This is a genomic window from Marinoscillum sp. (assembly GCF_965229915.1).
In the GTDB taxonomy this organism is placed as follows: Bacteria; Bacteroidota; Bacteroidia; order Cytophagales; family Cyclobacteriaceae; genus Marinoscillum.
This window is the reverse complement of the sequence record NZ_CBDDJZ010000002.1, coordinates 211,664-237,663: the sequence shown is the minus strand read 5'-3', so window position 1 is coordinate 237,663 and position 26,000 is coordinate 211,664. Positions and strand designations below refer to the sequence as shown.

Annotated in this window: 14 protein-coding genes; 8 read left to right on the top strand and 6 right to left on the bottom strand. The window is 42.5% G+C overall.

The genetic code is table 11. The features are described from left to right. Positions 1–5: 5 nt before the first annotated feature. Positions 6–350, bottom strand: coding sequence for a hypothetical protein (locus ACO067_RS23050; RefSeq protein WP_421878961.1), 345 nt, complete (start codon positions 348–350; stop codon positions 6–8). A 264-nt stretch (positions 351–614) separates the two neighbouring features. Between ACO067_RS23050 and ACO067_RS23045 the strand changes: the two genes are divergently transcribed. The 5 genes from ACO067_RS23045 (at position 615) to ACO067_RS23025 (ending at position 19,136) form a co-directional block, all read left to right on the top strand. Next, positions 615–1,376, top strand: coding sequence for a Ser-Thr-rich GPI-anchored membrane family protein (locus tag ACO067_RS23045; RefSeq protein ID WP_421878958.1), 762 nt, complete (start codon positions 615–617; stop codon positions 1,374–1,376). 21 nt (positions 1,377–1,397) lie between these two features. Next, entirely contained in the window at positions 1,398–14,834 is a 13,437-nt protein-coding gene (locus tag ACO067_RS23040) for an FG-GAP-like repeat-containing protein (protein ID WP_421878955.1), read from the top strand. Next, positions 14,831–16,006, top strand: a complete 1,176-nt coding sequence (locus ACO067_RS23035) for a caspase family protein (RefSeq protein WP_421878952.1) — start codon at positions 14,831–14,833, stop codon at positions 16,004–16,006. Before ACO067_RS23040 ends, ACO067_RS23035 begins: the two co-directional genes overlap by 4 nt. Positions 16,007–16,140: 134 nt before the next feature. After that, positions 16,141–16,455 (top strand): PadR family transcriptional regulator, encoded by a 315-nt coding sequence (locus ACO067_RS23030; RefSeq protein ID WP_421878949.1) that lies wholly within the window; start codon positions 16,141–16,143, stop codon positions 16,453–16,455. Next, positions 16,452–19,136 (top strand): FtsX-like permease family protein, encoded by a 2,685-nt coding sequence (locus ACO067_RS23025; RefSeq protein WP_421878946.1) that lies wholly within the window; start codon positions 16,452–16,454, stop codon positions 19,134–19,136. The genes ACO067_RS23030 and ACO067_RS23025 overlap by 4 nt, the downstream gene beginning before the upstream one ends. Before the next feature lie 15 nt (positions 19,137–19,151). On the opposite strand, the gene ACO067_RS23020 is transcribed toward ACO067_RS23025, so the two are convergent. Further along, positions 19,152–19,694, bottom strand: coding sequence for a hypothetical protein (locus tag ACO067_RS23020; protein WP_421878943.1), 543 nt, complete (start codon positions 19,692–19,694; stop codon positions 19,152–19,154). Between the two features lie 151 nt (positions 19,695–19,845). On the opposite strand from ACO067_RS23020, the gene ACO067_RS23015 reads away from it, so the two are divergent. Next, on the top strand, positions 19,846–20,466 hold the full coding sequence (locus ACO067_RS23015) for a hypothetical protein (protein WP_421878939.1): 621 nt from the start codon (positions 19,846–19,848) through the stop codon (positions 20,464–20,466). Here the strand turns inward: ACO067_RS23015 and ACO067_RS23010 are convergent. Next, positions 20,463–20,657 carry a GreA/GreB family elongation factor gene (locus tag ACO067_RS23010; protein WP_421878936.1) on the bottom strand — a complete coding sequence of 65 codons (195 nt, stop codon included), beginning with the start codon at positions 20,655–20,657 and terminating at the stop codon, positions 20,463–20,465. The two genes, ACO067_RS23015 and ACO067_RS23010, sit on opposite strands and share 4 nt — an antisense overlap. Further along, complete coding sequence (locus ACO067_RS23005) at positions 20,647–20,967, bottom strand: hypothetical protein (RefSeq protein ID WP_421878933.1); 321 nt, start codon at positions 20,965–20,967, stop codon at positions 20,647–20,649. Before ACO067_RS23005 ends, ACO067_RS23010 begins: the two co-directional genes overlap by 11 nt. A gap of 100 nt (positions 20,968–21,067) precedes the next feature. On the opposite strand from ACO067_RS23005, the gene ACO067_RS23000 reads away from it, so the two are divergent. After that, a complete protein-coding gene (locus tag ACO067_RS23000) occupies positions 21,068–21,412 on the top strand; it encodes a DUF5655 domain-containing protein (protein WP_421878930.1) in 345 nt (114 codons plus the stop codon). Between the two features lie 144 nt (positions 21,413–21,556). After that, on the top strand, positions 21,557–23,146 hold the full coding sequence (locus ACO067_RS22995; RefSeq protein ID WP_421878928.1) for a hypothetical protein: 1,590 nt from the start codon (positions 21,557–21,559) through the stop codon (positions 23,144–23,146). On the opposite strand, the gene ACO067_RS22990 is transcribed toward ACO067_RS22995, so the two are convergent. After that, entirely contained in the window at positions 23,143–25,389 is a 2,247-nt protein-coding gene (locus tag ACO067_RS22990; protein WP_421878925.1) for an FdhF/YdeP family oxidoreductase, read from the bottom strand. The two genes, ACO067_RS22995 and ACO067_RS22990, sit on opposite strands and share 4 nt — an antisense overlap. Positions 25,390–25,435: 46 nt before the next feature. Continuing rightward, positions 25,436–25,966, bottom strand: a complete 531-nt coding sequence (locus ACO067_RS22985; protein WP_421878922.1) for a hypothetical protein — start codon at positions 25,964–25,966, stop codon at positions 25,436–25,438. Positions 25,967–26,000: the final 34 nt, after the last annotated feature.

Sequence of the window (26,000 nt, the reverse complement as noted above, 5' to 3'; positions counted from 1 at the left end):
GTTTCCTATGGCATAATATATGCTTCAGTGACTATTCGGGTTACTTCGGCTTTTGATTGTAAATCGGGATCTTTTTCTAGGTTCTTCCCAGGGTAAATCCGGTCTGCTCCGGTACCATTAGCGGATAAACCGATCATGCCTTGTGCGGCATGAAGCATTTGTTCGGCAAAAGTCCGGGTACCATCAGCGGCTTTGAAGTTGTACTGCTCCGCTGGCATGGCCTCAAGATAGGAGATAGTCAATTCTCTATTGCGTTGATAATCAGCCGTTAGTGATTGTAGTGCAGTAGATTGTCCTGTCGACACAAATGAACAGGCAAGGGCCAGTGAAAAAATGATAGTCGTTCTCATAAAAATGGATTGTTATAGAAGTCTGTTAGAAGAGTGTAACCACCTGGATAAGTCATAACCTTACGATTTGATTTAGTTTTTAGCGATCGTTCAGCTTTCGAAGAGGTATTTGTGAAGAGACACTATGGCTGAATATACGAGGTGGTTTATCGAAAAATGGTTGGTTTTCATCTTGATAATCAGTTCCTTAGTAAGTATTGCTCAGGTCAGTTTGAGTCCGTTTATACTCAACAATGCCGATTAACTAACTTAATTCACCTTGCCATGAAAATGTCTTCCAAGCATTTTTATCTAATGCTTATTGTCTTTCTCATACATCTTGAGGGATGGTCCCAGGAGATCAAGATTGAATCTGTTTTTCGAGAAGGAGATAAGATTATTCTTAGTTATGATTTATTAGATGAGAATAAAGAGCATCGTTATGTGCTCAGCTTGTATTCCTCCAATGATGATTTTATACAACCTCTCAAAGAAGTATCTGGAGACATAGGTGTAGATATACCGATTGGTGGTAACAAGCAAATAGTTTGGAATGCCAAGGAAGAGCTTGGAAATGATTTTAATGGAAACGTAGCATTGGAGTTAAAGGGTAAGCTTTATGTTCCATTCGTTCAGCTGAATGACTTTCAAGATTTCGATAAGTTCAAGAAAGACCGACCTTATGCGGTGACGTGGACTGCCGGCCGTGGAAGTAACGTACTCACTTGGGATTTATATAATAGTGACGATGAAAAGGTCCACACGTTTACAAACATTGCCAATGTGGGCAACTACGAGTTGGTAATTCCCAAAGACATAAAACCCGGTGCAGGATACCGATTAAAGATATCTGATCAAAAAAACAATGAGGATGTGGTTTATACGCCACGTTTCAAGATTACCCGAAAAATACCTCTCATTGTCACTGTAGGTGTAATAGGTGCTAGTGTTACCTCAGGTTACTTTCTTTACAGCACGCTAGGTGGAGAGACAGGTGGTGAAGGAGAAGCCCTTCCAGATCCCATTTTGCCAACAGCTATCCATTAACTAATCGCCATTACAATGATTATGAAATCACAACTTTTAAGCCTGTTATTCTTTGTTTTTCTAGGAATAACGAATGTTTTCGGGCAAATATCTTTAAGCTCTTCCAGTCCGGCAAGAAATCAAATCAATGTGGACAGAACATCCGCTGTGACTATGACCTTCAGTGGCAACATCGATCAGTCATCCATTGATAACAGTACGGCAGATCCAGCCGATGATCAGATACGAATAAGCGGTAGTTTTTCTGGACTAATCGCAGGCACTTACTCTGGTGATGGCACCTCCACCATCACATTTACTCCGGATACGGATTTCAAGGCTGGAGAAAAAATTACGGTAGTCATCTCAGACAATGTAGCTGGTTCACTGGCTGAGACAGTCGAAGCATCAGTATTTAGTTTTCAGACCAGTTCAGATGCAATCAATGCCGAGTTTGCATTTCCAGAAAATCAAATAAATGCCAAGTTCGTCAATTTTGATGCAGACACCTATTACTTCACACCTGTCGAAGCATACCCAGTGGACTATGATGGAGATGGTGATTTAGATGTGGTTTCATTCAACGAAACGTCAGTTTGGCTTCATACGAATGACGGATCGCAATCGTACACCAAAACGTCCCTGGTGACAGGGATGAATAGGTTTACGCGTGGGATGATTACCGATCTGGATCAGGATGGTGACTATGACCTGGTAGTCAACAGCAATCTAAGTGTATATCACATTACCTGGTATGAAAATGATGGCAGCTCAAACTTCACGTCGAGTGTCTTGGTGAGTAATGTCGGCTATGGAGCAGATTTCGACATTGCAGACATGGATCTGGATGGTGATCAAGATATCATCACTATTTATTCAGATGGTGTTGAGTTTCATGAGAATGATGGGTCTGAGTCTTTTAGCTCTACAACACTCTTTGATCTGAATGGATTTGAGTATATCAGAATCTCGGATATTGATGGGGATGGTGATCTGGACTTGCTTACCACTGATTATTCTTCGAGCAATCTGGATTATGACATTATTTCATGGTATGAAAATGACGGAGCTTTATCGTTTACTGAAAACCAGGTGACTTCAAGTGCTGGCCAACCGATCAAAGTCATACCTGTTGATGTAGATGGGGACAATGACATTGATTTAGTCAGTGCAGAAGTAGAAAACGACCGAAAAATAGTCTACAGAAATGATGGTAGTGAATCGTTCACTGCCAATATCCTTCCAGGTTCATGTGATGGATTGAGTGACATTGGAGTGGCCGATCTGGACGGAGATGGCGATCTTGATGTGCATTGTACCTGTAGCACCGATCAGAAAATCTCCTGGTTTCTTTATAATGGTACTACAGGATTTGTTGAGAAAGATGTGCCGTCCAACCTCAATTCTCCAGATATAATTCTCCATGCAGACATGGATAATGATGGAGATTTGGATTTGTTTGCAAGTAGTGGTGGCAGCTCTTCAGAGCAAGGTATTTTTTGGTTTGAAAATCAACCAACGCTCAAACTGAGCAATTCGATTTCACCTTCGCAAACACTAGGGTCATTTCACACTACTGATACGGATATCACGATTTCTTTCACTACCGATGGTTACGATCTTGGCACGTTTACCAATTCGACCTGTCCGGTAACAGGCTCGCTTTCAGGAGTAGTAGAGGGGGCATTTGCCCAGTCAAGTTCTGATACCAAAGATGTGATATTTGATCCCTCAGTGGATTTTTCACCTGGTGAAACAGTCACTATTACCCTGACCACTGGAATAAAAGGTACCTCTGGAGAAGTAGCATTACCTGCACAACATTCCTTTCAGGTAAAACCAACCTCTTCCGCTGATCCAGCATTTGATTTGCCACCGAGAACGATTACCAATTTTCAAAACAACGCTACCGAAGTACATTTGGTTGATATAGATCAGGACGGAGATTTGGATGTTTTCTCTGGCTCTAGTTCGCAAGCAGGTGATGGTATCTATTGGTATGAAAATGATGGCGCTAATAACTATACAGAGAATCTTCTGTTGGCTGATTATCAATACTTTACGTCAGTTATCAGTGGAGACATTAATCAGGATGGTGAAATAGATCTGGTTTATTTTCTGGAGACTACAGGATATGTGGAACAATTGGTATGGTTGGAAAACGATGGGTCAGAAGGGTTTACTACCCATTTGATAGATGATTACAACACTCATTCTTCCATTATCAGAACAGAAGAGTTAAGACTATCGGATCTGGACAAAGATGGAGATTTGGATTTGTTGCCAGCGAACTCGGACGACCTGATATGGTATGAAAATCAATCGGGGACATTTATCTATCGAGAAATTGATACAAGTCAGGGTGCATATTTTGCCAACTCTGCAGATATCGATCAAGATGGTGATATCGATCTACTCTACAGCATGAATGGAAAAATCAGCTGGATGGAAAATGATGGCAATATGAACTTTACAGAACATGTCATTAACTCTTCGGCTGCTGGATATACGAGTATTTATGCATATAATTTGAATGGCTCTGGAGGCCTTGAGGTAATTGGCTATTCCAGTACAGCCAATAAATTGGCCTGGTATGGCAATTCTTCGGGGACATTTACCGAGAACCTGATAGACATTGAAATACCCAGCAATACTACGGTACCAAACAGTTTCCAATTGGTGCCTATGGATGATGACAATTACATAGATATTTTGATCAACTCATATGCAGGTGATGAAGTGTTGATTTTGATGAATAATGCCAATACTTTCACTAAGCAGGGCATTTCATCTAACTACAAAGGAGCTTCAGATGTGGAAGCTGGCGATATGGATGGTGATGGAGACATGGATGTGGTGAGCAGTTCTTACACGCTTTCAAAACTGGTGGTTTTTGAAAACTCAGAAGTGTTTACCGTTGATTCCTCTACTCCAAATATGGGTGCGAATAGTGTTGCGCTGAACGCCGATATAGAGTTAGTCAAAAGCTATACAATAGTCGGATGGGATGAGACGACTTTAACATCTGAAAATGTAAAGGTGCAGGGAAGTATTAGCGGGTTAATTTCAGCTCAGGTTTCGGTGTCCGGCAGTACGCTGACCATTAATCCAGATTCAGATTTCAAATCGGGAGAGAAAGTGGTGGTCACCTTATCAGATAGGATAAAAACGACATCTGGGGGAGCTCTTATGCCTTATACGTTAGTTCCTCATCGGTTGGAATTTACTGCGGCAGTAGAAGAAGGACCCGTTCAGTTTCCTCAGGGAAAAAGGATCATTACTTCTGGAACCAAATACGCTGATGCCAAGCCATTTCCTCATGACATGGATGGCGATGATGACATTGATTTCATCTATGCAATAGATAATGATTTGAGCTGGTACGAAAATGACGGGGACCAGGGTTTTACCAAGCACGCTATTTCCACTCTTAGTAACTACCTGAGCACGATAACTACAGGTGATTTGGATCAGGATGGTGATGTAGATATACTGGTTGCTTTGGACAACACGGAGGGAATTACCTGGTTCAAAAATGACGGTTCAAATAACTATTCTGAGGTAGAGTTGTGTGCAGGCTGTGATCAGCGGACGACAAGTTATTTATACTCCGATGAACTATATATAATAGATGTCAATGGAGACGGTGCAATGGATATTGCCAGTGTTCAGGAAGGATATAATATTTATCTAAATAACGGGAATGACAATTTTAGTTTTAGCCAAATAACCCCAAGTAAACCTGTAAGAAGTGCGGTGCCGGTTGACGTGGATGGAGATGGTGACCTTGACTTTATAAGCCAATATATTTCAAATACTGAAGTAGCCTGGTGGGAAAATCTGGATAATCTACAGTACACGGAGCATCAATTATCATCGTCGTTTGAGGCTGTGGGAGTGGTTGGAGAAGACTTAAATGGTGACGACCTCCCTGATATCATTGCTTTCGGCGGATCTGGAATTAACTATTGGATCAATCAGGGAGATAAAACATTCGTAGAAACGCAACTAACCAGTACTTCGACTACTCAGTTATGGACGGGAGATGTAGATGGTGATGGTGACAATGATATCATGTTGAAAGATCGCTTTCTCCTCAATGACGCTTTGGACTTTTCAGAGGAATCCGTTTTTCTATCAAGTTCAGGGATAGAACATGCTGTACTAACGGATCTTGACCAGGATGGTGATTACGACATCCTTGGATCTTCTCAGGTGTACAATGAAGAGTTAGTTTGGCTTGAACAGGAATACCCGGCACTAGAACTTCTATCTACCGTTCCGGCCAATAATGCACTGAATGTAGAGCAAGATGCGTCTATTGTGTTGAACTTCGATGGTCCAGTGGATGCCACTTCCCTGGATACAGCCAGTATTTATGTTCAAAGTGCACTTATGGGTTACGTGGCAGGTACGCTCTCTGGTGGCGGAACATCAGAAATCTCCTTTACACCTGATACATTGTTCAGGGCTGGAGATAAGATTACCATCGTTGCTACTGACTCACTTCAGCGAGAAAATGGAAAACTAGGCTCAGTAGGTAAAACAGCCCAATTTACCATTAAAAGTGCCTATGGTGCGGGCAAATTCCCTGATGAGCCAATTACGGTCGCTGAGGTTATAAGGCCTTGGGACCTTCACCTGACAGATATAGATGGAGATGGAGACTTGGATATTTTCAGTGGATCAGGAGATTATGTCAATGGTGAGTACAATGCCTGGTATGAAAACGATGGCAGTATGAGTTTTACCGAACATATTATTGATTCTTCGGTAGGTTATGCAAAGGATTTTAGTTCAGGAGATTTGGATCGTGATGGGGATATGGACCTGGTAGGCGAATCTGCAGGAAAGTTATATTGGTATGAAAATGATGGTGCCGAAAGTTTTACTCCACATGCCTTTACTAGTCAGGATACGGATTTTGCATCCCATGTGATCGACATAAATCAAGACGGTTGGCCGGATATCGTTTATGCCTCGTACCAAAGCGTCATAGCATTGATCAATGATGGAGATGGAACTTTTACTTATGACGGGTTAGTAAGTCTGGGAACATCTAATGATGTTGATGATGTGGTAGTTAAAGATGTGGATGGAGACGGGCACCTGGATTTAATTACTGCATCCTTTGATCAGAATAGTGTTCGTTGGTTCCAAAACGATGGTTCGTTAAATTTTACCAATTATGATATCAACCTCTCCGCTTTCGGATCCTTTGCCTTGGATGTGACGGACCTGGATGAAGATGGCGATATGGATATTATCGGAGCTTCCATTAGCGATGACAAGGTGATCTGGTATGAAAATGATGGATCACAAAGTTTTACGGCTCAATTGATCAGTTCTAGCGTCGATGGGGCATATGATGTAGAGGTGATGGATCTGGATGGGGATGGTGATATGGACATCATTGCTACAGCATCATCAGGTTTTGATTTGGTGTGGTTCGAAAATGATGGGGCTCAAAATTTCACCGAAAACCTAGTGGATGACAATCTCAATACGATTAGATCGGTGGCAGTCGGTGACATGGACAATGATGGTGATGGAGATTTAGTCACAGCGGTTGGTTACTCGCTCAATAAACTCTTGATTTATGAGCAAAAGCCGGTGCCACTAAACGTAACGACCATATCACCGACTAACGGAGCAACAAACATTTCGAATGATTCCAATATCGAAATCACCTTTGATGCGGAAATCGATGAATCGACCATAGACCGTAACAGAATAAGTGTATTTGGAGATCGCTCCGGATACATCGAGGGAGTTTTCTCCCGCAGTGCTCTTACGATTACATTTACTCCCGATACACTACTCATGGCCGGTGAAGTAGTGACTGTATCAGTTACTGACTCTCTGATTGGAACTAATGAAGAGGTAGGAGTACCTAAAAGCTACCAGTTTAGAGTTGCTTCTACTTACCGAGAGCTTATTTCATTTCCGGAGCCGGTAAGCATCAATACTTCTACAGCGAATTTTGCACGAGAAATTGAGCTAATAGATCTTGATGAAGATGGTGATCTCGATGTTATAAGTGCTGCTTTTGATGACGACCGAATTACCTGGTATGAAAATGTCGGCGACAATGTGTTCAACGAAACAGCCTTGGTTTATTCGGTGGATGGGGTATCGGATATCGAGGTTCAGGATATAGATGGAGATGGTGATTTAGATGTGGTGGGTGTGGCTTTTTATGGAGGTGAAGTCTCATGGTTTGAGAACAATGGTTCTGAAAGTTTCACTACTCATGTAATCAGCACCAATTCCTCCAGACCATACAATGTGACTACAGGTGATTTTGATCTTGATGGCGACATGGACATTATTAGTACCTCCACAACTGATAATCGATTGGTTTGGCACAGGAATGATGGCAGTGAGAATTTTACCGATGTTGTGCTCTCTTCTTCTGGCACTTATGGAGCTCCACTTACCGTAACGAGTTCTGATTTAGATGATGATCAGGACATGGATATACTGGTAGCTTATAATAATGCTTATGCCTGGTATGAGTCTACTGAAGATGGATTTGTAGAGCAGATTTTACCAGGAACAACAGGGGGTAGATTTATCGAGGGGGTAGACATGGACCAGGATGGAGATATAGATCTGGTCACTGTAAGGCAAAATGGTAACGTACTTTGGCATGAAAATGATGGCTCAGAAAGCTTCACTGCTCACGAAGTGACCTCAGATGTTAGATCCTGGTACATGTTCACATTAGCTGATGTCAACGGAGATGGCTTCATAGATATTATTACTGGTGTGAGCAATAGACCATATATCTATTTCAATGACGAAAATCAGAGTTTCACTCCTTATTATTTGCCATTCGGAAATTATGGTCATTTCAATGTCAAAGCCGGTGATACAGATGCAGACGGTGACTTGGATCTGGTAACTGCGGGGAACACGACAGACAATATTATGCTTTTCCAGCAGGTTACGCCATTAGGTGTCTCTGCTACCAATCCAGCCAGACTGGCTAGTGATGTTGATGTCGCCTCCAATATTACGATTACTTTAGATCGAGAGGTAGATCAAAGCTCGGTAACAAGTGAGACGGTCATTGTGAAAGGAGAGCACTCGGGTTTGATAGCTGGTTCTTTTACTTTCACGTCAAACGAAATCACATTTGACCCAACAGCTGATTTTAAGGCAGGGGAGCAGATAAGCGTCAATGTCTCCTCTTCAGTAAAAGATACTGAGGGTGATGGGACTCAAGGGTATGCTTTTAGTTTTTACACAGCAATTAATGATGGAGATAATGCATTTGACGCAGCTCAAATAAGTGTAGTTACAGGGCTCTCTGGTGCCAAGAAGATCGTTTCCGTGGATTTGGATAAGGACGGAGATGTGGATATTGTGACAGATTCGGATGCCAATAAACTGATCTGGTATGAGAATGATGGTAAAATGAATTACAGCCCTCACGATATTTCATTATCTGTGGGTTTGATCATGGATTTTGCTCAGGCAGACATTGATCTCGATGGAGATGTTGACCTGGTAGTCTCCAAACGAACCGATAACAAATTGGTTTGGCTGGATAACGATGGTTCATTGAACTTTACTGAAACAACTATTGAAGCCAATTCCAGCTATAAGTATGGCTCCCTCATTGTAGAGGATGTCAATGGAGATGGTTGGCTGGATGTAATATGTCAGGTACCTAACATTAACTACTTAATCTTCTACAGCAATAGCAACACACAGGCCTTTACTCCTAAGATTGAATTGTACAGTGTAGGTAGGGCCATGCCCTTGTATTTAGCAACTGGAGACTTCAATGGAGATGGGATTTTCGATGTGGGAGGAGTGGCCGCTGAAAACACTTTTTGTTGTGATACTTTCTACGGTGATGTTCGATGGTTGGGTTATCGAGTAGATTTAAATGACTACTATGACTATGGATTTGCAGATGTCCAGGTGTCCGGACAGTCCATTGATGTAGGTGACCTGGATCAAAATGGAACTTATGATGCAATTGTGGGTGATGAATCTAACAATCTGGTTTTTTATTCTGGTGATGGCGAAGGTGGATTTATCGGTGACACATTGATGACTCATTCCAGTAAACTCACTGGAATGAAAGTTGCAGACTTGGATGGGGATTTGGATGTTGATGTAATTGGAATTCACAACGCTGAAAACAAGCTTGTTTGGTACGAAAATGATGGAAGTGAAAGTTTTATTGAAAACTCGATTCATTCGAGCTTTTCCGGTCTGGCCGACTTAAATGTTGCTGATTATGATAGTGATGGTGATTTGGATATAATCGCACTTGACAGTATTTCTGGCGCTATTTTATTGTTTAAAAATAACGATACTCCATCGGATATTACTGTGACGTTTGAGTCAATTATTCCAGAAAATACAGCACCAAATTTTGCGGTGGCAAAAATAACTTCTCCAGATAATGACGATGATACACATACTTTTAGCCTGGTAGCTGGAAGCGGAGATGCTGACAATGCCAGCTTTGAAATTGGCGGTGTTGATAACGACTCTCTCATATCCGTTACCCAATTTGATTTTGAGACCAAGCCAAGCTATGCTGTTCGAATACAAACAGATGATGGCTCTGGTGGAATCCTACAGAAAGAATTTACCATCAATGTTACCGATCAAAATGATACACCTTCAGACATCACTTTAAATTCAGAGAGTATTGATGAGAACCTATCTATTGGAACTGTAGTAGGAGATTTGTCTACCACTGATCAAGATGCATCGGATAGCCACAGCTATGATTTTGCCACTGGTAATGGAGATACCGACAATAGCAGCTTCACCATCAGCGGAACACAATTACTTAGTGCTGAAGAGTTTGATGTAGAGACTAAGTCGAGCTATTCCATCCGTTTGGTGACTGATGATGGCAATGGTGGCACTTATGAGGAAGAGTTCACCATTACGATCAACGATGACAATGATGCACCAACTGATATTACTTTAAACTCAGAGAGCATTGACGAGAACCAGGTGATTGGAACCGTGGTGGGAGACTTGTCTACCGCCGATCAAGATGCGTTAGACAGTCATAGCTATGACTTTGCTTCTGGTACGGGAGATTCAGACAATGGCAGCTTCACCATCAGCGGCACACAATTACTCAGTGCTGAAGAGTTTGATGTGGAGACTAAGTCCAGCTATTCGATCCGTTTGGTGACCGATGATGGCAATGGCGGCACTTATGAGGAAGCATTCACCATAACGATCAACGATATCAACGATACTCCAACTGATATTACTTTGAGCTCACAGAGCATTGGTGAGAACTTATCAATTGGCACTGCGGTGGGAGATTTAACCACAACTGATCAGGATGCATCAGACAATCATAGTTATGATTTTGCAACAGGTACTGGTGATACAGATAATGGCAGCTTCACCATCAGTGGCACGCAATTGCTTAGTGCGGAAGTCTTCAATATAGAAACCAAGTCAAGCTATTCGATTCGCTTGATGACCGATGATGGCAATGGCGGCACTTATGAGGAAGAGTTCACCATTACGATCAACGATGGCAATGACGCACCAACAGATATCACCTTAAGCTCTGAGAGCATTGATGAGAACCTGTCAGTTGGCACAGTAGTCGGCGACTTATCTACCTCTGATCAGGATGCTTCCGATAGCCACAGCTATGATTTTGCAGCAGGTACAGGAGATACCGACAATGACAGTTTTACGATCAGTGGCACCCAATTACTTAGCGGTGAGGTTTTTGATACGGAGACTAAGTCCAGCTATTCGATTCGCTTGGTGACCGATGATGGCAATGGCGGCACTTATGAGAAAGAGTTCACCATAACGATCAATGATGGTAATGATGCACCAACAGATATCAGCTTATCGGCCAATAGCATTGATGAGAACCTGAGTGTAGGAACTGTGGTTGCTGATCTTACATCTACAGATCAGGATGCGACAGATAGCCACAGTTATGACTTTGCAGCAGGTACCGGAGATACCGACAATGACAGTTTTACGATCAGTGGCACCCAATTACTTAGCGGTGAGGTTTTTGATACGGAGACTAAGTCCAGCTATTCGATTCGCTTGGCGACCGATGATGGCAATGGTGGTACCTATGAGAAAGAGTTCACCATAACGATCAATGATGGCAATGATGCACCAACAGATATCAGCTTATCGGCCAATAGCATTGATGAGAACCTGAGTGTAGGAACTGTGATTGCTGATCTGACATCTACAGATCAGGATGCGACAGATAGCCACAGTTATGACTTTGCAACGGGTACCGGAGATACAGACAATGGCAGCTTCACGATTAGTGGCACACAGTTACTTAGTGGAGAAGTGTTTGATGTAGAGACTAAGTCTAGTTATTCCGTCCGATTGGTGACCGATGATGGCAATGGCGGCACCTATGAGGAAGCATTCACCATCACCATTAATGATGACAATGATGCACCAACGGACATTACGCTTTCTAGCTCGGCTATTTTGGAAGAGCAGTCTATTGGTACAGTGATAGGAAGCATAAGCAGTACTGATCAGGATGCTAGTGACAGTCATTCGTATGAATTGGTTTCTGGAGATGGCGATACTGACAATTCCAGTTTTACGATCTCAGGTAGCAATTTGGAGAGTGCGGAGCGATTTGATTATGAAGTCAAGTCTAGCTATACCATCCGTTTGCGATCAACCGATAATACCGGTGGTAATTTCGAAAAATCATTCAGCATAAGCGTTACAGACGGATTTGATGAACCTACTGATATCGAGTTGTCCTCAAGTGTGATTAATGAAAATGAGAGCGCCGGGACGAACGTTGGTAGTTTATCTACAATGGATCAGAGTACAGATGAAACTTACACCTACCAGCTCGTTTCTGGAGCGGGTGACGATGACAATGCCAGCTTTACCATTTCCAATGATCAGTTGCAGTCAGCTGCCAGTTTTGACTTTGAAACTCAAAATAGCTATGCCATAAGAGTGCAATCGGATGACAGCAATGGTGGTAGTGTACAGGTAAGTTTGTCGATTACCATTGTTGATTTGAATGAAGCTCCTGTATTCGCAGCAATCAGTGATCAGGAGTTCAATGAAGAGACTGAACTAACCTTTAGTGTAAGTGCCACTGATGAAGACCTACCAGCACAAACACTGACATACACCCTGGATCAAACGTCCTTAGATGCCGGAATGACTCTGGATGGGTCTACCGGTGCGTTTAGTTGGACACCTGGCGAGAATCAACAAGGCACCCATGAGGTTACTTTTACCGTTTCTGATGGATCGTTAACCGACGAAAGTTCTATCACGCTGACGGTATTGGAGGTAAATGTAGCTCCTGTACTGGATGCTATTGGTGAGCGCAGTATCGATGAAAAGAAAAATCTCTCGTTCACCGTGTTTAGCACAGACCATGATCTTCCAGCACAAACACTTACTTTCTCCCTGGATGCTGCCTCTATCAGCAAAGGAATGAGTATCAACAGCGAATCGGGTGTTTTCGAATGGACACCTACTGAGGAGCAAGATGGAATTCATGATGTGGTGTTTACTGTCTCAGATGGGAGTTTAACCGATCAGGAAACAGTGGTCATCACCGTGAATGAAGTAAATGAAAATCCGAATCTTCCACCAACCAATATTGTACTTTCCAACAGCTCCATTGATGCATATGAGGCTGTGAATACCGTGGTTGGTACGTTGACCACAGATGATGCAGATGATCAAATACACACGTATGAGCTAGTTTCTGGGGTTGGGTTTGGTCTTTCGAATGACAACCTGATCAATACGCAGGTGTTCACTAACAGGGTAGATTCTACGGCTAGCGTGACTATTAAAACCATCGATCCGGATGATGCTTCGTTTACCAAAACTTTTGAAATTGAAATCGTAGGCTTTGTGGACACTGAAGCTCCCTCGATCACCAGCTTAAGTGACCCAGAGGTATTTCCTTCAGGATCTTCCAGCATTACTCTATCCGCTATGGTTACTGATTTTGAGCTAAATGCTGTAGCGATAAACTACAGGCCCCTTACTGAGGATGACTTTGTGCAAGAGTCGCTATCCAGCGACAATGACACGTATACCTTCAGTGTTAGTAAGGAGCTCATGGGCGAAACCGGGCTGGAGTATTATTTTTCAGCTAGTGATAAGAGTGGCAATAGTGCTGAATCTGTCAGGCAGCAGCTGGTGTTGACGTTCAATTCAACTCAGTCACCTGATATTCAGTCTATTGTACGTTTCGGAGGTCAGGTAACAGATTATCAGTTAATCTCTATCCCTTACAAGTTTTCTGGTAGCAACAATCGGGTAGATGCCATTTTTGACGAGTATGGCGGAGATCCTGATCAGACGAACTGGCGGATTATTAGATATGACAATGCACGCAATGGCATTGTTGATTTGACAGGTTCATATGGAATAAAGATCGGCGAAGGATATTTTTTCATTGCCAGAGAAGATAAAGAGGTATCTGTAGGAGAAGCTTCTATCAATGATGATATTGCTTTTGAGCTGGAATTAAAGGCTAACTGGAATTTGATTGGAAATCCCTATAATGTCAACATAGACTGGGATAAAGTTTTGGAAAGAAACAATGTGGCTGGAGTAGGGCCACTGAGAGTTCTGGATCCAACCAATGCTGCCGGATGGCCAGAATCGACTTTGCTTAAGAAATACGAAGGAGCGTTTGTTCAGGCAACAGAAGACGTAACAATTAGTGTACGATACGAAGACATTGCAGCTTCGTCAGGTAGAACTAATTATAGTTACGAACTACCTGAAACCGATTGGTTCAGTGAATTGACCTTATCACAAGGTAGTTTTTCCCACATAGGAGGAGTAGGTATGGCGGCCTCAGCATCCAATGAATTTGACTCCTTTGATGCACTCACCTTGCCAAGGTGGATACGTTACCTTGAGTTTAATTTTGCCCACCCAGAGCATAGTTATGGTCGATTCAGTAGGGATGTAGTGAGCCGATCTGATAAATACGTGTGGGAGTTTACCGTCTCTTCGGATCAGTCCGGGCCTGCGACACTTGCCTGGCCAGATGTGAATGTGGCCAATCTGAAGCTTTTAGATTTAGAAACACAGGAGTTCATTGATATGTCGTCAGCTGGAAGTTATCAGTTTGATTTAAAGCAAAATAAACCGTTCAAGGTATTTTTTAGTGTAGATCCAACTGATCGATTTCTTGGAGACCGTGTAACCATTGGAGATGCTTATCCGAACCCCATCAGTGAACGGTTTTTCGTTCCGGTTTCGTTACCAGAAAATGATCAAGCCTATGTCCTCAACCTTGAAATTGTAGACCTCACTGGTATGGTTCTGACTGCATCCGACAGACAGTTATTATTACCAGGATATCATGAAATCCAGTTTGATGCCGGAGAGGGGATTTCTTCCGGTATTTATTTGTATCGACTGTCCATAAATGACGGTACGACCAATTATCAGATCACTAAACGCTTTATCGTCAAATGAAAACTTTATTCTTATTAACATCTGCATTCATAATTAGCGTGGGACTGGAGGCCCAACTTGTTAGTGATCAAACCAATGGGATAGCGTTGGATTTCACTAAAGAAGCTCCAGATGGAAGAGTGGAATTACCAGAAATTGATTGGACCTTCCCAACCTCTGCTTACACCAATTCACAGGAAAACAAGATTGAGTTCAAAGCGATGATTTCCTCCAAGAGTCCACTTAAGTCAGTCAGTCTTACACTGGGTAAGTCCAGAACTGGTGAGCCACTTGGAACAAAGACGATTAAAATTCCGAAAAACAGTATTCAGTTCGAGTTTGAGCAGTCCATGACACTTTGGGATGGAGAGAACGTAATAGGTCTGATAGCTGAAAATGTCGATGGAGGGAAAGTTATCGAATTTAGAAATGTACTGGTCGGAATAGATGCGATATCCAAAGCAGTAGATATCAACAGGAAAGATTATGCTCTGCTAATAGGAACAGACAAGTATGATCACTGGTCCGATTTGGTTAATCCGGTCTACGATGTAGAAACAATTGGTAAGGAGTTAGAGGATACCTACAATTTTGAAACAGAAGTACTTACCAATCCGGAACAAGATGAGCTATTGATTAAAATCAAGGAATATGCCACCAAAAAGTACCGACCACAAGATCAACTGTTAATCTTTATAGCAGGGCATGGACAGTTTGACGAGACTTTTGGTGAAGGATATCTGGTGACCAGAGGCAGCCTGGCAAATGATGCCGCTAAAACGACCTATGTGGCTCATAGTATCTTGCGAAACATCATTAACAACATTCCGTGTGATCATATCTTGCTCGTTATGGACGTGTGTTTTAGCGGCACATTTGATCCAGTGATCGCCAGTACCCGAGGTGCATATGAAAACATTGACGATAGTGAATTGCTTGTGAGGAAGCTATCCAAGAAGACTCGAAGGTATTTGACCTCTGGTGGTAAAGAATATGTTTCTGATGGGATTCCAGGTCAGCATTCCCCTTTTGCGGAGAAGTTCATAACCATTCTTAAGAGTAGAGGTGGAGAAGATCGGATCATCACTTTATCAGAAATGTATCCAGAGATGCAGCGACTAAAGACACTACCACGAATGGGGGAATTCGGAAACAATGAAAAAGATAGTGACTTTGTCTTCGTAGTGAAATAAACAAGCGGAATCAACCCGCCTAACTAAGATTTACCGCCTTTTTCTAAGCTCTAGCTAATTCGTACAACCTTATTCTACAAATGTTGAACTAATACCAATTACTTTCGTATATTGCTTCTACAAATGTTGAAGAAATGAAAACTATTGGAAATCTGGAAGAGACCGTTTTGTTGCTAATTATGGTCATAGAAGAGGAAGCTTATGGCTTTACCGTTAGCCAGGCCTATGAGCAGCATACTGGCAATAAAATCTCCATCTCTGCGATACACACCGTTTTGTCCAGACTGGAAAGCAAAGGTTACATTGATTCGGACATGAAAGGGGCAACAAAGGAGAGGGGAGGAAGACGTAAACGAATTTTTACACCTACAGCTGCAGGGAAGGAAATTATTGCCGAGATCAAAGCATCACGTCAACAGTTGTGGTCACAAATTCCAGGGTTGTCGTGAAATCTCCTAAACCACCTTATTGGGCCAGTCGGTTTTTGAAATGGTTTGTCTCAGAGGACTTACAAGAAGAGATCTGTGGTGATCTGGAAGAGGCTTATCAGTTTAGACGAAAACATCACTCAAAATTACGAGCGGATAGTGAATACCTACTGGATGTCATCCGGTTTTTCAGGCCATACTCATTTGAAAAGTACTCAAGGACTAAACAATACTTACCCATGATCAAAAACTATCTTACCATTGCCGTTCGCAACATGATGAAGCGAAAGGGCTTTACTTTTGTCAATATTGCCGGACTGGCAATAAGCCTTACGGTCGTCCTAATTGTTGGGCTCTTTTTGCGGCATCATCTCACTTATGATCAGTCTTTTGACCATGCGGATCGGATTTATCGACTCGAAAACGACTACCGATCACAAGCCTATGCCCCGTTTCGGTTTGAGCAGTATTATGAGTCAGATCGCAGTATTCAGTTAAAGAACAAGGTTTTTTTAGAGTCTTTCAGCAGTATTGACAAAGTCTCGATGATCCTGCCAAGTGAATCGGACATCAGCCAGCAGCGTGAGTTCATGCTGCGTGAAGACGGTCACGATCACATTGTTAAATCAGTACTTTTTACCAGTACGCCAGCGGAGTTTACACAGATGTTTCTACCTGGATTTTTGAAGGGTTCTTCTTCTGGTTTTGAAAATGATTTTCAAAGGATCTTACTTACCAGATCCTTAGTAAAACGCTTTTTCGGTAGCGATTGGTATGAGATGGACCTGATCGGTAAGCCTATAGAGCTGGCTTCTGATTCATTTGAAAACAACCAGTTTATGGTTGCAGGAATCATCGAGGATGCTCCTTCATCATCACATTTTAGTTACGATTTGATTGTGAGTGTTCCCAGAATACCTTCATGGGCGGCATATACCTATTTTCAAACAAGTTCTTCTGAGTCTCCGGCTTATTTAACGCAATTGATCAATTCGCGCTATGAAGAAATAGAACCAAATTATCTGGAGGACGAGCGTTACCATGGAGCCTATGTGCAGGCATTGACCGATATCCACTTGTCCGATAGACCGGTGTTGTATGAGCTAAGTGAAAAAATACAGCCTGGAGTTTTGATATTATTTGCTTTGGTAGCGCTCATCATTCTCATTATCAGCTGGGCCAACTACACCAACCTGTCCATTGCTCTTTATTCCAGGCGACAAAAGGAGATAGGCATGCGTAAGGTGCTGGGTGCTCGTGGCAAAGACATCTCACTTCAATTAATGACGGAAATCGTCATAATAGCCATGATGGCATTTCCCATCTCCATCTGCATCGGTTATTTCGTGCTTCCAGGTTTTAACAAATTGATGGGTATTGACATAGGCAACGATGTGCTTTGGAATCCAATAGTGCTTTTAAGTGTCTTTGGTCTAGCGCTTATTTCGGGGTTAATCAGTGGACTCTACCCAGCGATCGTATTTAACAGAAGAGGACTACTGAAGCTGTTTCAAGCTAAGCTCAATCAGCGAAACGGTCGTTATGGACTTAGCCTAAGACAGCTCTTACTTGGAATCCAATTTGTGTTGTTAATCAGCATGCTGAGTTTGACCACATTCATCTATCAGCAGATGCAGTACATCAGCCAAAAGGATTTAGGGTTTGACTCCTGTGGGGTTTTGGTGATTCCCACACAGGGAATCGAACAGCATCAACGATTAAAAGCTACACTTATCCAAAATCCAGCTATTAATCACGTAGGAACGGGCCAAGTGCCTGGTGTGGATCAATACAATCAGACGACTTACCTGCTGCAAGGACATGATGAGGTATATGATGATGCACATGTGGTTTACGCTGATATGGATGCTATGAAAGCATTAGGAATTGACAATCAGGGTCTGAACCAGTTGGAATCGGGACAGGATCAAATACACCTGATTAATCAGGCGATGGCCAATAAGCTGATGAATATCTATGGCCTGCAAAAGGATGAACTCATAGGTATGACACTGGTGGACGAACCAGAATACACAGATCCTGAGACCGGCGCAGTAGGGATTCAGCGGACCATTGCGGGTATACTGCCGGACATCCATTTCTTTTCGATGCGCTACGAAGTGAACCCGATGATCTTTGCTGTAGCCAGAAATGTGGGATGGGCATATAACTCCATTATTGAGTTGAAAACAGATGACCTGCTGGTGGAAACCATTAGTCAAATAGAAGAGGCTTATTATCAGTCCGGAAACGAAAGGCCCTTCACGATGGAATTTCTCGATGAAAATGTAGCCAACCTGTATCAGTCTGAAAAACAAACATTGATGCTCATTACCGTACTAAGTCTGATTGCTATATCACTGGGCTTTATTGGACTGATGAGTTTGGTGTCCTATTTGGTTTTTACCAGACAAAAAGAGATAGGCATTCGTAAAGTATTCGGTGCCAGTACTTCTCAGATATTGGTTCTTATCAATAAAGAGTTTGTTGTGATTGTACTAATAGCACTATTGGTCGCTACGCCCATTATTTATCAGTTGGCCAATTCATGGTTAGCTCATTTTGCTTACCGGATTCAACTGAACCCTTTGGTTTTTATCGGTGTGGGATTTATTTCTCTGGTTGTGGTGGTTATCCTGGTAAGCCTTCAGTCTAGGAAGTCGGCTTTATCCAATCCAACGACCATATTAAGCGAAGAATAAACGAAACGGCCGGATCTAAGATCCGGCTCTTTTCCTTTTCCGCTCGTCTCGCTTGGCTTCCCGGATGCGTTTTCTTCGCTTTTTCTTGAGCTCTCGATCCGATAGCAATACTTTCCTGACAGAAACTCCTACCTGACCATTGTACCAGTTTTCCCTACCTACCAGATTGAAATTGGGTTTGTAGTCTAAGGAGACATGAATTCCTAATAAGGTGATTTCTGCTCCAAGAATCACATCTGCACCAAGTGTGGAGTTGCCATAGGTCCTGACAATCTCTTTGGTGGATTCTTTTTCAAAAACTGACTCTTCAATCCCAAAAGACATTCCAGCGCCAGTAAACAGATTGACTCGTTTGCCCAAAATAGGGTGGTGCTGTTTGATTAGGCCAATGGCCTGTGTATTGTAGCTAAAGTCTGACTGAAAGATACCTTCGAAAGTGGTGTGTTTGAAAAGTCGCTGCTCGAAGCTCATCCCTAGTGTTCGGTAGGTTCCATTGCCAAACCTCAAGCCCAGTGTATTTCCATATTTCTGTGCTTGAGCACTATATAAGATGATCATTAAAAGAACGACACTACCAAATCTCCTCATCAAATTTCCTTTGCGGAAACAACGCTGAATGGTAAAAAGAATTGTTTAGGTGTTAAAATACCCATTTTGGGCTATTGAGTTAGACAGGAAATAAGCCTAATTTGCTTCAAAACCTAGCCTTATGAATCAAGTCAATTTATCTTATCGCTTGCTACGTCGAGTAGTTGGTTTGCTGGGAATTGCATTGCCAATTATTCTGATCATTGGTCATGGCGCTATTGAGCGGGCCATTAGCTACTACTATTATACGAGCATGAGTACGGTGTTTACAGGAGTCCTCATCTCTTTTGGACTGGTGTTATTTACCTATAGGGGACCAGAGTTGGCAGGTGAGAAGGTAAGTGAAAATTTACTGACGACCTTAGGAGGAGTATTTGCGTTGATCGTAGCATTATTGCCTACACAATACGGAAAGCCAATTGACGCCATCTTTTATGTACACAATGATGCCCTGAGAGGATGGATACACAATGGCGCTGCTGTATTATTCATCTTTCTTACAGGGTTGGTCGTATTGATCAAATTTACCAAAGCGCCTTTTTACCGGAGCCTATATCGCTTTCTTGGATGGATGGTCATGCTCGGATTGGCTTTTACTATTGGTGCATTCCTCTATAAGAAAGTTACTGGATATCCACTTTTTAACGGTGCGGTCTTCTGGGGTGAGTCTTTTGCGCTTTGGGCGTTTGGTATCGCCTGGCTCAGAAGAGGCATTCCAGCCAGGGCTTCCGTGAAAGCCTAGTAAGCGATTTTCAAAATGGTCATGGGTCGATCTTTGGCACCCAGCTTTAACACTACAGAATCACCCACTTTGTGTCCATTAAGGGCTTTTGCAATAGGGGCCGTAAAAGCAATTTTCTGTTGCTTAATATCTGCCTCATCCACACCGACTATCTGGAAGGTTTGTTCTCTATTCTCCTGATCAAACTTCACCGTGACCAATGCGCCGAATCGTATCCTCGGACCTATCCTGATCTTTTGGTTCTAAGAGTCGGGCCGAACTAATTCGCTCCTCCAGTAGTCCCAGTCGCCCTTTAGTCAGCTGTATCTTATAGCGTTTCTCTTTGCTCTCTTCCAGACCATGCAGCGTTTCCAGTTCATCAGAAAGATCCTTGTGCTCGACACGCAAAAGATCCAGTCCTTTTTTGGTGACATAATTGGTTGCACCTTCAGGTAGTGGTGCTCTGGGAGGGATAATTGGTGCTTTTTCCTGATTGTCTTCGTTTACAAATGCTCGGCTCATATGTATGAAACCAACTAGAAGTTTGATAGTTTAGTCTTCCATGTGGCAATGTCCTAAATGCGATCGTGTCTTTCAAACTACCAACCAGCAGCACATATGTGTGAAAAAAGATGTGGGCGAGCTGTTCATTGACAAACCAGATGATATGGTGCTGGCCTGGGATACACTTACTCAGATCGTGATGAGTTGGCAACCCAATACGTATTCGGCGACTACCAAATCCATTGTTTATACCAGCAAGAAGGCCTGGTTGATCATCAAACCGATGAAGTCCGAATTGGATGTGAAGTTTTACCATCAGGATAAACTCACTTCTGATCGGTTCAAAAAGCAAGTCTCTTATCCCAATAAAGTAGCGCATCACATCAGAATTAGCCACGAAGATCAGGTGGATCAGGAAGTGATTGAGTTGCTGAAGCAGGGATTTGAAAACTCTGTAGAATGAGAGTTAGTCGTAGTGAATAACAATCAAAACCTTCATCTGTCCGGTCCTAATGCAATCATACAGTTCAGTGGAAAATACCTAAAAAGGGTTATGGATTATGTTTTAGATTCATCATAATATTGAATATCACCATTCCTTGACCTAATGAAATCCACTTTATTCAGCTTATTGTTATTGCTTGGGCCTGTAGCTTTCTCTCAAGACATCTTTCTCATTGAGAATCACAATTTGTACAAAAAAGCCAAAGAAAAGGGCCTGCACCGGTCTACTTTCATCAACAACTCAGAGCTGTTTCCTCAATTAACAGACAACACCTCGGACAAAGCTTTTTTCAATTCCAAAGTGATCATTTTCCATCAGGACAAGCTAGTGATTGATTCCGTGTTGGTAGAGAGTGAAGATGGTTATACGGGTGAGTTAAATTTTTCTCAGAAACCAACCAAGGGATACATTTTGATCAACTTCAAAAGTATCCGCAATGCCATACCGTCCGATCAAAAGTTGAAGATCACCCTTAAGTCATCTGATGATCAGGAGGTCTTCAGTTTTTCTGTCATCTATAGCTTTTTTCCTGGTGCAGATAGGGAAGCAACAGTCCAGGACCATTGGATTGGAGCCTATGAGCCTGATGAAAAGGATACCAAGTACTATTACGTACATCAAATGGTTCGTGCACTTGACGAACCTATGTACTTAAGCTTATTTCCACAGTTTATTAATTGGAATGATCCCTATGGTCTTGATAACTATGAATTCTACATCATGGAGGGAAATTTTAGCATGCCATTCACTATTGTGCAGGGGCGCAATGACCAATCCGATAAACTTAGACGAAGTAGCATAAGTGTTGATCCAGAATTTACGTGGCGAATTACCAGCGGTAATTCTGCGCCATTACTACCATTGAATACTAAAGTTGGGATAAGTGGACATAGAAGTCATATCAAAGATGGTGAAGCGGTTTATTCACTTTCTGAAAAGTTCAAAGAGGATCCAAATTACAAGTTTACTATTACCTCACATTCCATACAGTTAAAGCACTACAGCAATGGTCAGGAAGATGCTGCTGCTTATACCGGGCCAGGAGGCAGCCGAATTGTCAATCTCAAGTCTGGTAATTTTTCTGCCAATTCTGTCAAATACCGTATTGTACAGAGCTCATTAAATGAAAATCACCGACAGTTGTCCTATGGCGCGTCAGCTCAAATCTTTATCCCAAAATTGGGATATGAACCTGAACAAGAAGACCGCTATGGCTATGTGAAATTGAGTGGACTGTTTATGATTAAAAGTGGTCCGATGACGCGATCATTTTTAGAGTTTAACAAGCATAGAAATAGAAATCGCACGTCGTTTATTCCATCTCTAACTCAAAATTCTCTCAGAATCCAATTAGACTTTTTTACCCCAACATCGAAATATGTTGGTTATAATAACAATCCCTTTCGATATGGCAGCATCAAGGTCCGCTATGACAATGAGCCTATTCACAATCGATCAGTGGGCTGGTTCACTCAGTTCTACTATGGCCGTGATTACCTCAATGTCCGGTACCAGATAGTTACTCTTTCAGCAATGGTCGGGGTGAGTTTTAGGTTTAACAAAGATTTACCAGATCAGGATTTTCTCAAAAAGCGTCTACTTCAAGTCTATGATTACTATAACGGAACTGATAAACTGGAAGGTGGAATCATCAACCAGATCAAGCAATACAACAAAGAGAACGAAAATTAGTCATTGAGCTTCGAAATATTCACCCCAACCGATTTGGAGGCAGGTGTATGACTTAACCTGGCCGTGAGTTGAAGCGGAATCAATGGATTAGCCTCAGGGAAATAGGTTGCCACACATCCAGAGGGGATTTCATAGGGTACTACGGTATAACCGGAGATCTTTCGATCTTTGTCGTAGTGATTGTGCAATGCCACCTCATCACCTTTTTCCAATCCGGCTTCCTGCATGTCCTTGACGTTCATAAAGACCACATTACGACCGCCGAATACTCCACGGTATCGATCATCCATTCCATAGATCGTGGTATTAAACTGGTCGTGACTTCTGATCGTCATCATGGTGTACTGATGGCCTGTCTGAATAGGTTCTGGCAGTTGATTGATAGTAAAATGTGCTTTACCATTTGAAGTATTAAACTGACCAACTCTGGCTCCATTTGGCAGCTCAAAGCCATTGTCCTCCTTTACACGCCTGTTGTAATCGTCGAATCCACTGATTGCTTTAGCAATGAGGTCTCTGATCTGATCATAATCATTCACCAGATCCAACCAGTTAATGTCTTGATTACCAAGCGTTTCTGAAGCAATAGATGCCACTATGGCTGGCTCACTCATTAGCAGAGGGGATGGGGCATTTAAGGCGCCATAGGACGTATGTACAATCCCCATGGAGTTTTCTACAGTGACAAACTGCTCTTGATTATTCTCAACATGCTTATCCGTTCGTCCCAAACATGGAAGGATTAATGATAATTGTCCCGGAGCCAGGTGAGAGCGGTTTAGCTTGGTGCTGACATGCACGGTCAGTTCACAGTTTTGTAAGGCTTTTTCTGTAACCAATGTATCCGGAGCCGCAGAGAGAAGATTGCCTCCCATAGCCATGAAGAAACGTACTTTGCCTTGGTTCATGGCGTCTATTGCTTCAACGACATTGTAGCCAGGTGAAGCAGGAGGTTCGAACCCAAAGGTGTCTTTTAGTTTGTCGGTCCATGCCTTAGTTGGGCGTTCCCAGATACCCATGGTACGATCACCCTGAACATTACTGTGTCCCCTTACAGGACAAGTGCCGGCGCCTGCCTTACCAATACTTCCTTTGAGTAACAGTAGGTTGACTACCTCCCGAATATTGTCTACAGCGTTTACGTGTTGTGTTAGTCCCATAGCCCAGCAAGCAATGATCTTATGCCTGGAAGCGAGTACTTCGGCAGTTGTCAGAACTTCTTCTTTCGTGAGTCCACTTTGCTCGACAAGCTGGTCCAGTGAGTAGGAGGAGAGATCCTTTTTCAATTCCGCGTATCCAGATGTCTTGTCTGTAATGAATTCCTGATCCAGTGATTCTTCCTTTTGCAGCAATAATATGAGCCAAGCTTTCAATAAAGCCACATCCTGGTTGATCTTTATTTGCAAAGAATAATCTGCGATAGAAGTGCCTTTGCCAATCCATCCACCGAGCTTTTGAGGATTTTTGAATCTGGTAAGAGCAACTTCTTTTAGTGGATTGATGACTATGATTTGAGCACCGTTGGCCTTGGCCTTTTCCAGGGAATTGAGCATGCGAGGATGATTGGTTCCTGGGTTTTGCCCAAAAATCAAAATGACTTCTGAGTGTTCAAAATCCTCCAAAGTGACTGAACCTTTTCCAATTCCCAATGTCTCAGTAAGGGCTACTCCACTCGATTCGTGGCACATGTTGGAACAGTCCGGTAAGTTATTGGTGCCAAACTTCCTGACAAATAGTTGATAAAGAAAAGCAGCTTCATTGCTGGTACGACCGGAGGTATAAAAGACGGCTTCATCAGGGTGGTTTAATGATTTAAGCTGCTGACCGATTAACTGAAAAGCGTCTTCCCAGCCGATGGGCTGATAGCGCTGAGCATCTGGAATCTTCACTACTGGTTGTGTCAATCTGCCCTGCTTTCCCAACCAGTAGTCTGACTTACGTTGTAGGGAAGAGATCGTGTGCTGTTTGAAAAATGCGGCATCCACGAACTGGTGCTGTGCTTCTTCGGCAATAGCCTTGACGCCATTTTCACAGAATTCGCCCAGTTTGGATCGTTTGTAAGGATCTGGCCAGGCGCAACCAGGACAGTCTATGCCATCTTTTTGGTTGAGCTTTTTAAGTACTTTGAATGCCTTCCAGGGAGGCATGGCATCTAAAACCATCTTTGCTGCAATGGTTACTGCCTGAGGTCCGGCGGCTTTATTAGGCGGGTTTTGGGTTTTAAGATGATTGTGATGAGCCATGTTGCCTAAAGATAGACATCTTGCTGTATTCCATGATGATTAAGCCTTAATCCAATTGCAAGTGATGGACATGCTCGTCAATGATATCAATACGCTCGGTTATGATATCGATATAAGTGATTAATTCTTTTTCAAATTTCCTGATGGCTTTTTCATATTGTTTGACAGTTGCAGCGTCAAAATCGTCACGGATGACCTTGATCTGAGTACATTCCTCTTGAATGAACTCTTTGAATTTAAGTGTGGTGAAATCTTTTTCGAGCGTTTCTATATCACGCAAAGTGATTTCTGCTTCCTTGTCCCCATTTTCTTCAAACTTTTCTTTTACCACATAATACAGCGTAGTATCCCAGTGATGTATGGCGTCCAATAGTTCAAAAGTTTCCTTCTTGTCTTGTTTATTGGTACAAAACGTCTGTATGCCATGATAGTCTTTCAAGGCAATTGCCGCTTCATCCCAACTGTATCGCAAATCATCAATGACCTTGACAATGTTATATTTTTTTTGACCAGAAAGTGTAACGGACAGCAACAGGGCCATTATTAACATTGGGAGTTTCATAGCTAGATGTTTCATAGATTCGGATTTACGGCACTACTAAGATAATGCG

Excerpts from the sequence above, each read along its gene's own strand:
- ACO067_RS23015 (WP_421878939.1), top strand. The coding sequence starts at position 19,846 with ATGAATCAAGTCAATTTATCTTATCGCTTGCTACGTCGAGTAGTTGGT.
- ACO067_RS22995 (WP_421878928.1), top strand. The coding sequence starts at position 21,557 with ATGAAATCCACTTTATTCAGCTTATTGTTATTGCTTGGGCCTGTAGCT.
- ACO067_RS23030 (WP_421878949.1), top strand. The coding sequence starts at position 16,141 with ATGAAAACTATTGGAAATCTGGAAGAGACCGTTTTGTTGCTAATTATG.
- ACO067_RS23005 (WP_421878933.1), bottom strand. The coding sequence starts at position 20,967 with ATGAGCCGAGCATTTGTAAACGAAGACAATCAGGAAAAAGCACCAATT.
- ACO067_RS22985 (WP_421878922.1), bottom strand. The coding sequence starts at position 25,966 with ATGAAACATCTAGCTATGAAACTCCCAATGTTAATAATGGCCCTGTTG.
- ACO067_RS23035 (WP_421878952.1), top strand. The coding sequence starts at position 14,831 with ATGAAAACTTTATTCTTATTAACATCTGCATTCATAATTAGCGTGGGA.
- ACO067_RS23020 (WP_421878943.1), bottom strand. The coding sequence starts at position 19,694 with ATGATCATCTTATATAGTGCTCAAGCACAGAAATATGGAAATACACTG.
- ACO067_RS23050 (WP_421878961.1), bottom strand. The coding sequence starts at position 350 with ATGAGAACGACTATCATTTTTTCACTGGCCCTTGCCTGTTCATTTGTG.
- ACO067_RS22990 (WP_421878925.1), bottom strand. The coding sequence starts at position 25,389 with ATGGCTCATCACAATCATCTTAAAACCCAAAACCCGCCTAATAAAGCC.
- ACO067_RS23045 (WP_421878958.1), top strand. The coding sequence starts at position 615 with ATGAAAATGTCTTCCAAGCATTTTTATCTAATGCTTATTGTCTTTCTC.
- ACO067_RS23040 (WP_421878955.1), top strand. The coding sequence starts at position 1,398 with ATGAAATCACAACTTTTAAGCCTGTTATTCTTTGTTTTTCTAGGAATA.